General features: G+C 64.3%; 16 protein-coding genes. 6 read left to right on the top strand and 10 right to left on the bottom strand.

Annotated features, from left to right (window positions below):
• Positions 1-256: 256 nt before the first annotated feature.
• The 7 genes from BUC15_RS14015 to BUC15_RS14045 all read right to left on the bottom strand — a co-directional run bounded on the left by BUC15_RS14015 (position 257) and on the right by BUC15_RS14045 (position 3,404).
• The gene (locus BUC15_RS14015) at positions 257-679 is read right to left on the bottom strand and encodes a type II toxin-antitoxin system VapC family toxin (RefSeq protein WP_073189385.1); all 423 of its coding nucleotides are present in this window, start codon (positions 677-679) and stop codon (positions 257-259) included.
• Complete coding sequence (locus tag BUC15_RS14020; protein WP_217652255.1) at positions 676-909, bottom strand: type II toxin-antitoxin system Phd/YefM family antitoxin; 234 nt, start codon at positions 907-909, stop codon at positions 676-678. Before BUC15_RS14020 ends, BUC15_RS14015 begins: the two co-directional genes overlap by 4 nt.
• A 287-nt stretch (positions 910-1,196) precedes the next feature.
• Positions 1,197-1,658, bottom strand: a complete 462-nt coding sequence (locus BUC15_RS14025; protein ID WP_073189389.1) for an NUDIX hydrolase — start codon at positions 1,656-1,658, stop codon at positions 1,197-1,199.
• Positions 1,655-1,990, bottom strand: coding sequence for a HigA family addiction module antitoxin (locus BUC15_RS14030; protein ID WP_217652256.1), 336 nt, complete (start codon positions 1,988-1,990; stop codon positions 1,655-1,657). The genes BUC15_RS14025 and BUC15_RS14030 overlap by 4 nt, the downstream gene beginning before the upstream one ends.
• Positions 1,950-2,231 (bottom strand): type II toxin-antitoxin system RelE/ParE family toxin, encoded by a 282-nt coding sequence (locus tag BUC15_RS14035; RefSeq protein WP_073189394.1) that lies wholly within the window; start codon positions 2,229-2,231, stop codon positions 1,950-1,952. Before BUC15_RS14035 ends, BUC15_RS14030 begins: the two co-directional genes overlap by 41 nt.
• A 517-nt stretch (positions 2,232-2,748) precedes the next feature.
• On the bottom strand, positions 2,749-3,174 hold the full coding sequence (locus tag BUC15_RS14040) for a type II toxin-antitoxin system VapC family toxin (protein ID WP_073189396.1): 426 nt from the start codon (positions 3,172-3,174) through the stop codon (positions 2,749-2,751).
• The gene (locus BUC15_RS14045) at positions 3,171-3,404 is read right to left on the bottom strand and encodes a FitA-like ribbon-helix-helix domain-containing protein (protein ID WP_073189398.1); all 234 of its coding nucleotides are present in this window, start codon (positions 3,402-3,404) and stop codon (positions 3,171-3,173) included. Before BUC15_RS14045 ends, BUC15_RS14040 begins: the two co-directional genes overlap by 4 nt.
• A gap of 381 nt (positions 3,405-3,785) precedes the next feature.
• Here BUC15_RS14045 and BUC15_RS20825 point away from each other — a divergent pair, with 381 nt between their 5' ends.
• A complete protein-coding gene (locus BUC15_RS20825; protein WP_073189421.1) occupies positions 3,786-4,388 on the top strand; it encodes a TetR/AcrR family transcriptional regulator in 603 nt (200 codons plus the stop codon).
• On the top strand, positions 4,385-5,329 hold the full coding sequence (locus BUC15_RS14055) for an EamA family transporter (protein WP_073189401.1): 945 nt from the start codon (positions 4,385-4,387) through the stop codon (positions 5,327-5,329). The genes BUC15_RS20825 and BUC15_RS14055 overlap by 4 nt, the downstream gene beginning before the upstream one ends.
• A gap of 225 nt (positions 5,330-5,554) precedes the next feature.
• Here BUC15_RS14055 and BUC15_RS14060 read toward each other — a convergent pair whose 3' ends face one another.
• Positions 5,555-6,085: a GNAT family N-acetyltransferase gene (locus tag BUC15_RS14060; protein WP_073189403.1), complete on the bottom strand. Its 531-nt coding sequence runs from the start codon at positions 6,083-6,085 to the stop codon at positions 5,555-5,557.
• A gap of 148 nt (positions 6,086-6,233) precedes the next feature.
• Positions 6,234-6,749, bottom strand: a complete 516-nt coding sequence (locus BUC15_RS14065; RefSeq protein ID WP_073189405.1) for an Lrp/AsnC family transcriptional regulator — start codon at positions 6,747-6,749, stop codon at positions 6,234-6,236.
• 66 nt (positions 6,750-6,815) lie between these two features.
• Between BUC15_RS14065 and BUC15_RS14070 the strand changes: the two genes are divergently transcribed.
• From BUC15_RS14070 to BUC15_RS14085, 4 genes are all read left to right on the top strand, one after another.
• Positions 6,816-7,454, top strand: a complete 639-nt coding sequence (locus BUC15_RS14070) for a LysE family translocator (RefSeq protein WP_073189407.1) — start codon at positions 6,816-6,818, stop codon at positions 7,452-7,454.
• A 65-nt stretch (positions 7,455-7,519) separates the two neighbouring features.
• Complete coding sequence (locus BUC15_RS14075) at positions 7,520-8,449, top strand: ketopantoate reductase family protein (RefSeq protein ID WP_073189409.1); 930 nt, start codon at positions 7,520-7,522, stop codon at positions 8,447-8,449.
• Positions 8,446-9,405, top strand: coding sequence for a PLP-dependent cysteine synthase family protein (locus tag BUC15_RS14080; RefSeq protein WP_073189412.1), 960 nt, complete (start codon positions 8,446-8,448; stop codon positions 9,403-9,405). Before BUC15_RS14075 ends, BUC15_RS14080 begins: the two co-directional genes overlap by 4 nt.
• A gap of 69 nt (positions 9,406-9,474) precedes the next feature.
• Positions 9,475-10,371, top strand: a complete 897-nt coding sequence (locus BUC15_RS14085) for an aminotransferase class V-fold PLP-dependent enzyme (protein WP_084189606.1) — start codon at positions 9,475-9,477, stop codon at positions 10,369-10,371.
• Between the two features lie 144 nt (positions 10,372-10,515).
• Here the strand turns inward: BUC15_RS14085 and BUC15_RS14090 are convergent.
• Positions 10,516-10,766: tyrosine-type recombinase/integrase (locus tag BUC15_RS14090; protein WP_175558344.1), on the bottom strand; the 251-nt coding region annotated here is incomplete at its 5' end.

The raw sequence follows: 10,766 nt of genomic DNA on the forward strand, positions 1-10,766 counted from the left end.
GTGCCGGTACAGACCATCGCCTGGGGTTCACGTGAGTGACCAACTCCCCACTCATTGCCAGCATCTACGAAGTAGCTCCGAAGGCTCCGTCAACCAGCGCCGGGACCACTCGTGAGACGTCCAACGAGGCCGCCACAGCAACGTCGGAGCGGAAACCCATCCCTGCCAACTCTCGAGGAGCGTGTCGGTCCACACGAAGCAGATGTGCCACTGGTGCATCACGCGCCAGCCACCGCTACCGGCGCGCACATGGCGTTCACGAGACGCTCCACGGATTGAGGATCGGCACGTCGAGCGCGGCGAAGTCCTTGACGTTCCGCGTCACAACAGTCAGGCCATGAACCGCAGCCGTCGCAGCGATGAGGGCATCGCGTTCGGGTCGCGGGTCCGGCACGTGGAGGCGGGCTGCTCGACGCGCGACCGGGACATCGACGGGCAGGATCCGCCCGGCGAATGCGTCCAGCAACTCGTCGTCGAGCCAGGCCTGCAGACGCTCCCCCTGCAGGGGGTCGCAGCGCGCGATTCGGCCGATGCCGACCTCGACCTCCAGCACCGTGATCGTCGACAGATACAGATCCGACGGCACGCGGCCAGCGACCCACGCTCGCACGCGGGCATCGGCCCGCCTGGCAGATTTGCGCAGCTCGCTGACGACGTTGGTGTCGAGCAGATGACTCACAGCTCAGGCACCCGCAGGTCGATGCGTGCAGGCTCGAACTCGATGTCGAGATCGTCCTCCATGCTCAGCCGATCAACCAGCGATGCACCCCGCTCACCCATCCGCCTGTACTCATCGATCGACAGGAGGACGTAGGCAGGCTCACCCCGGTCAGTGATCACGACTGGTTGGCGATTGGCCTCCCGCTTGGCGGCGCTGACATCACGATTGAACTCTCGTGCGCTCATCATTGTCATCACCTCCACCTCCTCAACGTAGGTACGTACCTACCATACGGGACGATGGATGCGATGCCAAGCATGCACGTGCGGTCAGTCAGACGTTGAATCGGAACTCCACCGCGTTCAGTCCAGAGCCAACGTCTGGGCCCATTCTCAATCATTGTCGTCAGACTGCGAACAAAGCAAGGGCGAGGCCACCCACTCCATCTCCCAAAGTTGCCGTGCTACACCTGCCCCAACTCCACGAGGAGCTCGAGCAACCATGCGGTCCAGCTGGGTCGAGCCCACCTCGGACCTCATGCGCCTGTACTCGTGGGAGCAATGTGACCCAGCCGTGCACCAAAGCCTGCGCAGAGCACATGGGCCTGCTCCAACGGGATCCACCGACATGTCCAACGCTGCGGAGGCCCGTCACCCGATGGGCCGGGTTCACCTGCGCTCCATTGCTCTTCGAGATCCTCTCCCACGGTAGCCAGTTGGAAGAAGTGACGTTCGTGAATCTCGGGCTTCGATGGCCAGACGTCATACCGCTCGACCCCCAGTGCGCGGACGACACGAGCATGAAGGTTCGTCTCCTCAAGAACCTCGCGCACTGCCGCGACCTCCGGCAGCTCCCCGTCCTCGATGGTGCCGGCCGGAACTTGGACACCCACGACCTCAAGCGGGATGTCGTCACGGCTGAAGACCAGGAGCCGACCTTTGCGCACGACGTAACCGACAGCTTTCCGCACGAGGCGGCGGTCCGGTCTGACCGTCACGCGCTCGCCAAGGGTTCAATGGCGACAACCCTGTCCCCCAAAGATCGACGTTCCATCCGCAGCTCGTAGTTGGACTGCAGGTTCATCCAGAACTCCTCGGACGTGCCGAAGTACCTTGCCAAACGGATCGCCGTGTCCGCTGTGATACCCCGCTTGCCGTGCACGATCTCGTTGATCCGCCGTGGCGGCACGCCGATCGATACCGCGAGCTTGTTTTGTGTGATCCCGAAGCCCTCGATGAAATCCTCCATAAGGATCTCTCCCGGGTGGATCGGCTCGATCAGATCGGCCTCAGTGGTAGTCGACGAGTTCGACATCTTCCGCCCCTCCATCTCTCCAGACGAAGCAGATCCGCCATTGGGCATTCACCCAGATGCTGTGCTGCCCGCGACGGTCGCCAGCCAACTTCTCCAACCGGTTTCCCGGCGGGATGCGCAGATCCTCGACATCCTTCGCCGCGTGAACCAGCTCGAGTTTGCGCAGCGTCGCCCGCTGCACTGTTCGGTCAACACCCTTGACGTAGTGCTCGTGCCAGATGCGCTCAGTATCCCTACTGCCGAACGATCTGATCACACGACAAGTCTATAACGAGAGTCGTCAATAACGCTAGACGTTAAACCGGAACTCCACCGCGTTCCGGCACGTAGGGTCACATGCAGTCAGCGACTACCAAGCCCGTCCGCGCAGGTCGATGTCTCCCTCAGGCCACAGCTCGAGCGGGGCGATTGGCAGGATGAGGATCGGCGGGCCGGGCTCGTCCACAACAGGTTCGCCATCACGCCCGACCGACCTCTCGCGGGCAAGGATCCTCTTCCATCCACATGACTCGTAGAACGGGACGACTTGCTCTCGACAGCCCAAGTAGCCGAACGCGACGCGGCCGCGATCGCGTATCGACTGCGCTGCCCAGCAACGATGCGACCTTCGATCCGCGCCATGATGTGGACATCATGTGATGCGTAGCCGTAAGGCTGTTGTGGATCCCACTCTCCGAACTCCTTGAGGTACTCGCTGTCGAAGAGCTGTCGAAGCTCACCCAGATCGGCCTCAGTGAGTTCCTGGTGGGCGAGGACCTGGATCGAATGACGCTTCACGCGTCCCCCTTCCACGGGTCCACCAGTTCGACGCCGGTGTGCTGGAAGTCCTTCACATTGCGCGTAGCGCAGGTTGCCCCGTGCGCCAGGCAGATCGCGGCAATCTGGGCCTCCGCCGTACCGACCGGCGCACCTGCTGCTTCACGAGACACGAGCACCTCCGCGTATCGCTCCGCCGCGTCATCATCGAATGCGAGCACCGACCGGCTCCCCCGATACGGCGCTATCGCTTCTCCGATCCTCTGTGCCAGCTCGTCTTTGCGTCGGCCGTCCGGGAGCCTGCGCACACCGGCAAGCAACTCCGCGAGAGCGATGGAGGTGATCGCGACGTCGCCCGTTAGGGACACGAGCCACTCGACGACGCGAGGCTCCGGCGAGGGCCGAAAGATCTCCGAGATGACGCTCGTGTCGAGGACGATCATTCGAAGTCCGCCGCCCTTGCGACATCATCGCGCGTCGGAACCGGCAGCTCCTCGACCCGACCGACATCCCGCGCCACAGACAGCAGAGCCATGCCGATGTGCGGACGTCGAGCGGCCTTCGTCAGGATGTCGCGAACCTCGGCCTCCATGGACGGCCCGTGCTCCTTCGCCTGCGATGCGAGCTGCTGCTTCACGTGGTCATCGAGACCACGCACGATGATGGATGACATCAGAGCCACTCCTTCTGCTATCAACTATGACAGCTCCGATTGCTCGGTGCGAAGAGACAAGAACGAAACAACGAAGCCCCGCCAATCACGAAGATCGACGGGGCCCACGGAGCAGGATCAGCTCACATCACACGTTGAACCTAAATTCGACCGGGTTACGTCAGCGTACACACCAACTCAAACCGGCCGCGCCTCGAACACCATCACTGCTTGCTCGCCATTGAACGGCGTCCGTTTCCAGTCACCCGATATAGCCGAGACTTCGAATCCGGCCGAAGCCAACTGCGAGGTGAGCAAATCTGCACTCCGAAACGTCAGCAAGAGGTCCTCTTGGAGCACTTCTCCTGTCGCTTCAAATCGGTTGAAGAACCGAAGTCGAACTTGGCCGTCGCTGAGTTCGTCTGCTTCACACCACTCCGTCAGCCGCCATCAGCTCGAGAGCGACTGCTCGATGCTGCGGCGAGACGCTTCTACGAGGACGGTGTGCACGCGACAGGGATCGACACGATCACTTCTGCGGCCGGGGTCGCGAAGAAGAGCCTCTACAACAACTTCTCGTCCAAGGCAGAGCTCGTCAGCGCCTATATCGACGCCCGCCACAAGGAGTGGCTCGACCTGCATCGGGAGCGCTCTGCGAAAGCTTCGACAATCACGGACCGGGTCGTCGCAGTCTTCGACGCCTACATCGACCACGCGAACGACGCCTACGGCAAGGGCTTCCGAGGATGCGGGCTGCTCAACACGGCCGCCGAGTTTCCGGCCGGACACCCCGCCCGCTCGTCCGTACGCGCGCACAAGGAGCAGGTGGAGAAGATTCTCGCCGAGGATCTGGAATCCATGACCTCCGAAGCCGAGGCGCTGGAGCTGGCCGAGCACTTCAGCTTCATCCTCGAAGGAGCCGTCGCACGGGCAGGCCTCGAGGGCACCCCGGAGCGCCTGGAGCACGCCCGGGCCATCGCATTGCGGATGCTGGCGGCACTGTGAAACGAGGCTCCCCCACCGGCATCTTCGCGGTGCTCGCCGCCGCCTTCCTGTGGGGCACCACGGGGACTGCGGCGACGTTCGCACCGTCAGTCGGGCCGCTGGCCATGGGCGCGGCAGCGCTCGGCATCGGCGGCATCCTGCAGGCAGCCATCGCCGCCCCCTCGTTCCGCCGGGAACGACCCGCACTATCTTCGCAACGTGGGACAGTGCTCGCCGGAGCCGCAGCCGTGCTGATCTACCCGCTGGCCTTCTACAGCTCGATGCATCTGGCTGGCGTCGCGGTCGGCACGGTCGTGTCCCTCGGCTCTGCCCCGATCGCCTCGGGCCTTCTGGAACGAGTGATCGAGCGACGCAGACTCAGCGGCTGGTGGATGCTCGCCGCAGCGCTCGGCATCACGGGCAGCGCAGTACTGTGCGCTGCGAAGATGCACGACGCGCCGAGCGAGACGCTCCCCACGGTCGCCGGCGTTATCCTCGGCCTGGTTGCTGGCGCAACCTACGCCATGTACTCGTGGAGCGCTCACCGCCTCATGAACCGCGGCGTCGGGCGTGCGGCAGCGATGGGCGCTGTCTTCGGCCTGGGCGGCATTGCGCTGATGCCCGTACTCATGCTCACCGGCGCACCGCTCATCGCTTCCGCCCAGCCCATGATGGTCGGGCTCTACATGGCACTGGTCCCGATGTTCCTGGGCTATCTGCTCTTCGGGTACGGCCTCACGCGCGTCACTCCAAGCGGCGCGACAACGCTCACCCTCGCTGAACCCGCGATCGCCGCCCTCCTGGCCGTGGTCATCGTCGGTGAGCGCCTCCCCGCCATCGGTTGGGCTGGGCTCGCGGGCATCTGCGCCTCGCTCCTGGTCCTCTTGCTCGCACCTGCGACACAGGCGCGTGCCGCCGAACCGTCGCGTTCGAGCGAGCTCCCGATAGGTCAGGAAGTCTGAATCAGTCAGCCTGAGATAGACGTCGGGCAAGACCTGGAGATCCGCCCCAGTACCGGGACAGAACACTTGGGTGCAGCCCAAATAGCTCTGCGGAGAGGTTAAAGCGCAAACCTAAATTCAACCGAGTTCCGGCACAGAGCAACCTCTGGGTTCAAAAGGTCGACGACGCAGCAGCACTTAGCAGCCGCCCGCACGGGATGTGCGTGCTCTGGGCCGGATCAGGGCTCAGAGCACGTACTCGAACAGGTGGAACTGGCTCAGATCGGTGCCCTCGTAGACCACCGTGTGGCAGCCCAGGTCGGTGAAGCCGTGGCGCTCATAGAGCTTTCGCGCGGGGATGTTCTCGACGTAGGTGTCCAGGCGGACGGCCTTGCAGCCCTGCTCGCGGGCGACCTGGAGCGTCGCATCCACGAGGAAGCGTGACACTCCCGTGCCCAGATGGTCGGGCACGACGCCCAGAGCGTGCACGACGAGGACCTCATGCGGCTCCGCCTCGATGGTCCACGCGGCTTCTCGGTAGGCGTCCACGGCGTCGTGGTTGAGCACTGTGACCCCAGCGGTCTCGCCGCCCTCATCGAGCGCGAGATAGAGCTCGCCGGCCTCGACCCAGCCGACGACCTCCTCGGGGGTGGGGTGGTTCTCGGTATGCCAGTGCGGGAAGTCCACGGTCTCGGCCAGGTGATCGATGATCAGCCGGTACGCCTGCTGCGCGACGGCGGTGTCAGTCGCCACTGCTCGTCGAAAGGTCAGCGCCATGCTCAGTGTCCTTCAATCGTCTCTCCGACCATTGCCATGAGAGGAATCCATCGTGATGTCGGTCCGACCGTACCGCGCCGATCTGCACCCGAACGCGTTCCGCCGCATACCACTTCCTGGTGGTGACGCAATGGCAGAGATGATGGTCTCAGCCGCGCGGCGCGCCGGCCGAGGGGCGGTGCCGCAGCGGGGCTACCAAGGGCTCACCGAAGATCAGCTGCGTCCGACAGTGCGCGACCTGCGGCAGCGCCAGCAGCTTGTCGATGATGAGGGTCTGCAACTCGGTGCTGTTGGCGACTGCGACGTGGACGAGGTAGTCATCGCTGCCGCTGACGTTGTAGAGCGCAAGCGTCTCCGGCAGTGCCAGCGCCTTCTGCACGAAGTCGTTGGCCGTGTCGCGGGCATGCGGGCGGATCTGAATGCCGAGGAACGCCTGCTCACCCTTGCCGAGCAGGCTCGGGGCCACATGCGCACGGGTAGCGACGATGGTGCCGTTGCGGCGCATCCGCCGGATGCGCTCCAGGCAGGTGCTCGGAGCCACGCCGACCTTGGCGGCGATGTCCTTGTTCGGCATCGTCGCATCCACCTGCAGTAGTTCGAGGATCGCCCAGTCCACCGAATCCAGTTCGGGCAGTCGATCTGATTTCATCTGAGGTTCACGCATGTAGACATAGTAACGAATCCTGCCCATAACCTGGTGTCCGGAACAGCCTACAGATCGGAGGCACAGGTGGGAGCAGAGTCCTGGGCGGCGTTCGCCCTCGCGCTGCTGGTAGCGCTGGCGGTCCCCGGCCCGGACCTCGTGCTCGTCGTGCACGCGGCGACCCGCGGCGTCCGAGAAGGCGCATCCACTGCAGTGGGGATCGTCGCCGGCCTGATGCTGCACGCGCTGCTCGCTGCCGCCGGTGCGACCGCCCTGCTGGTGTCCGCGCCAGGGGCGCTGACCATCGTGCAGCTGATCGGAGCTGGAGTGCTGCTGTGGATGGGCACGAGCATGCTTCGGGCCGCCCCCAGCGCCGAACCTGACGCCACCGAGGACATCGGGCACCGGACACAGGGCGGTTACGCACGCGGATTCGTCACGAACGCGACCAACCCGAAGGCGCTGCTCTTCTTCGCGGCGATCCTGCCCCAGTTCATCGGACATGGCGACGGAGCGGAGATGCGGACCGTGGCACTGTGCGCCGCCGTCGTGCTCGGCGCAGGATTGTGGTGGACGGTGACGATCGCGCTGATCCGGCTGTTCGGCTTCCACCGGTCCCCGGCCGCGGACCGGCTCATCACTCTCCTGGGCGGCATCACACTGCTGATCATCGGTGCTGGACTGCTTGCCAGCACCACCTACGGCCTCATCAGCCCCGGCACGTGAACGCGACGGGCAGCGGACTCATCGACTGGCTCCGGCCCGGCAACTCATCAAAGGAACCTCGGCATATGACACGAACCCTCATCATCGGAGCAGGAGCCACCGGCGGAGCCCTCGGGGCGCGACTCATCTCCGCTGGACAGGACGTGACGTTCCTCGTCCGAGAACGCCGCGCAGCGCAACTCGCCGCCGACGGACTACGCTTCCGCGCACCTGACGTGGACGGCATGCACACGGTGCGCGCCGTCACCGCGCTGGACCACGCAGATCCTCTCGACCTCGTGATCGTCGCAGTCAAGGCACCGGCGCTGGCAGCGATCATCCCGACGCTCGCTCCTGCGATCGGCCCACAGACCTGCGTCGTCCCGCTGCTCAACGGCATGGCCCACATCGACCTGCTGGAGCGTGCCTTCCCGGGACGAGTCCTCGGAGGCATCGTGAAGATCGTCGCGACATTGGACGAAGACGCGACCGTCGTGCAGATGACCCCGCTGTGCAGCCTCACTATCGGCGGGCTGCTTGGTGATGCCGTGCCCGACAACATCAGCCGGACGCTCGATGTCGACGGCATCGCACTGGAGGTCGTGGACGACATCGCCTCGCGGCTGTGGGAGAAGTGGGCCTTCATCGCCGCCGCCGGCGTCATCACCTGCCTGTTCCGCGGCACCATCGGCGACATTCTCGCCGCCGGAGGCGAAGCGCAGATCCTCCAGGCGATCGCCGAGTGCGAGCAGATCGCGGAAGCCGCCGGCCACCCAGTGAGCGCGGCAGGGCATGCACAGTCCCTCGGCCTGCTCACCGAATCGGGCTCAGCGTTCACCTCGTCGCTCTACCGCGACCTCCGGCACGGCGACCCCGTCGAGGCGGAGCACATCATCGGCGACCTCGCCATCCGTGCGGCAGCACTCCAAGTGTCCGCACCGCTCCTGAACGCAGCGCTGCTCCAACTGCGCACCCACCACCAGGCTCTCATCGGTGCGATGGCAGCCGCGTCATGAGCCGCGGAGTGATCGACTCCTCGCTGGCCACCATCGGCGACACTCCCGTGGTGCGGTTGCATCGCATCGTCCCAGACGGTTCAGCGCAGGTCCTCGTGAAGATCGAGGCAGGCAATCCCACGGGAAGCTACAAGGACCGCATGGCGCTGGCGATCATCGAAGAAGCGGAGCGCAGCGGAGCACTGCGACCGGGACAGCGCGTCGTGGAGTACTCCGGCGGAAGCACAGGCTCCTCTCTCGCCTACGTGTGCGCAGTCAAGGGATACCCGTGCACCATCGTGAGCTCCGACACCTTCGCCCAGGAGAAGCTGCAGACCATGCGGGCCTTCGGTGCTGAGGTCGTGATCGTGCCGAGCGACCACGGGCTGATCACCCCGGGGCTGTTCGAGCGGATGCGGCATGCCGTGGATCGCATCGTCGACGAGGAGAGTGCGTACTGGACAGACCAGTTCCACAACACCGACGCACTGATCGGATACGACGTTCTCGGCCACGAACTGCTCCAGCAGACGGAGAGAAGCGGAATCGTCATCGACGCTTTCTGCGCGGCCGTCGGCACCGCAGGAATGCTCGCGGGAGTATCCCGAACCTTGAAAGCTGCGCTCCCCGAGGTCTCCGTCACGGCCCTCGAACCAACGACCTCCCCGATGGTCAGCGCGGGCCATGCGGGTCCGCACCACGTCGAGGGCATTGCGACCGGGATCGTCCCTCCGCTGCTGCCCTCCGACCTGTACGACCGAGTGCTCACCGTCGATGAGCAGAGCGCCAGAGAGCTGGCAGTCCCGCTGGCGCGCGACGAGGGTGTCTTCACAGGGACATCCAGCGCTTTCAACATCGCGGGTGCACTCCACCTGGCGAAAGAGTTCGGGCCCGGGCGAACCGTGGCGACGGTCGCCTGCGACACCGGCCTCAAGTACTTGGCGGGCGACCTGTACCGAGCGGGCATCGACCAGTAACTGGTTCAGAATCGAGTACGTCCACCACCAGATTCAGCTCTGACAATCGACCTACGACCGGAGAGAAGCATGACAATCACCATTCCCCGACAGCTCCTCCCTTCTGACGGGAGATTCGGTTCCGGTCCCGCGAAGATACGCGCAGCCCAACTCGACGCGCTCCATACAGATGGCGTTTCACTCATCGGCACGTCCCACAGACAAGCCCCCGTCAAAGCGCTTGTGGCGAACATCAAGGCTCAACTGTCCACCTTGTTCGCGGCACCGGACGGGTATGAGGTCATTCTCGGAAACGGAGGCTCGACAGCCTTCTGGGATGCCGCAGCATTCGGCCTCATCGAACAGAGAAGTCAACACCTCACCTTCGGGGAGTTCGGCAACAAGTTCGCCGCTGCTGCACACGCGCCTTGGCTGTCCACCCCCGATGTTCGCGCCGCGCTTCCAGGTACGCGCTCAGACTCAGAAATCATGCCTGATATCGATCTTTACGCTTGGCCGCACAATGAGACGTCCACCGGAGTTGCGGCCCCCGTTCATCGAGTCAACGCCCAGGGCGCACTGACCGTCATCGATGCGACCAGCGCTGCCGGGGGGATGACGTTCGACGCCACTGATACCGACGTGTACTATTTCGCCCCACAGAAGAATCTCGGCTCTGACGGAGGGCTGTGGGTCGCGCTCGTCTCCCCCGCCGCGATCGAGCGAATCGAACGAATCGCGACCTCGGATCGATACATCCCGGAGTCCCTCAGCCTGAAGAGCGCGTTGGACAACTCTCGGCTCGACCAGACCCTCAATACACCAGCGCTCGTGACGCTTCACCTGCTCAACAGTCAACTTGCATGGATTCTGGAACAGGGCGGACTCCCCTGGGCATGTGCGCGCGTCACTGAATCGGCTCTTCACAATCGAGGGTGTAGACGGGGTTTGAATCCTCCGGTTTCGAGGAGACTTCTGGCTATGTAGTGGGTGAGGTTCCGGAAGCCGAGCGCGATCCCGCGGAGGTGTTCGAGGCGTCCGTTGATCGCTTATGCCGACGTGTGGATTATGCCGACCGTGACCACGTTTACCCTTGTCAGAGACGATCGTCTCCTGGTGGTGTCGGCATAGTCAGAGGGCTTCGAGCCAGGTGAGGATCTCGGGGGGCGGGGTGAATGTGCCTGGGGTGACTCCTGGGGGTCTGGTCTTGTCGAGGGCTGCCTTCTTTGTCTCCATGTCGGCGTGGAGGTAGATGTCGGTGGTGGAGGTCTGCTCGTGGCCTAGCCAGAGCGCGATGACTGTGATGTCGACTCCGGCGTGGAGGAGGTTCATGGCGGTCGTGTGCCGGAGGGTGTGCATGGTGACGTGTTTGCTGTCCACTG

The sequence above is a fragment of the Tessaracoccus bendigoensis DSM 12906 genome, from assembly GCF_900141915.1.
GTDB classification, from domain to species: Bacteria; Actinomycetota; Actinomycetes; order Propionibacteriales; family Propionibacteriaceae; genus Arachnia; species Arachnia bendigoensis.

What these genes read in the sequence shown, in the direction of transcription:
- BUC15_RS14020 (WP_217652255.1), bottom strand. Translation starts at nt 909, where the DNA reads ATGATGAGCGCACGAGAGTTCAATCGTGATGTCAGCGCCGCCAAGCGG.
- BUC15_RS14030 (WP_217652256.1), bottom strand. Translation starts at nt 1,990, where the DNA reads ATGGAGGGGCGGAAGATGTCGAACTCGTCGACTACCACTGAGGCCGAT.
- BUC15_RS14040 (WP_073189396.1), bottom strand. Translation starts at nt 3,174, where the DNA reads ATGATCGTCCTCGACACGAGCGTCATCTCGGAGATCTTTCGGCCCTCG.
- BUC15_RS14045 (WP_073189398.1), bottom strand. Translation starts at nt 3,404, where the DNA reads ATGTCATCCATCATCGTGCGTGGTCTCGATGACCACGTGAAGCAGCAG.
- BUC15_RS14060 (WP_073189403.1), bottom strand. Translation starts at nt 6,085, where the DNA reads ATGGCGCTGACCTTTCGACGAGCAGTGGCGACTGACACCGCCGTCGCG.
- BUC15_RS14065 (WP_073189405.1), bottom strand. Translation starts at nt 6,749, where the DNA reads ATGCGTGAACCTCAGATGAAATCAGATCGACTGCCCGAACTGGATTCG.
- BUC15_RS14075 (WP_073189409.1), top strand. Translation starts at nt 7,520, where the DNA reads ATGACACGAACCCTCATCATCGGAGCAGGAGCCACCGGCGGAGCCCTC.
- BUC15_RS14080 (WP_073189412.1), top strand. Translation starts at nt 8,446, where the DNA reads ATGAGCCGCGGAGTGATCGACTCCTCGCTGGCCACCATCGGCGACACT.
- BUC15_RS14085 (WP_084189606.1), top strand. Translation starts at nt 9,475, where the DNA reads ATGACAATCACCATTCCCCGACAGCTCCTCCCTTCTGACGGGAGATTC.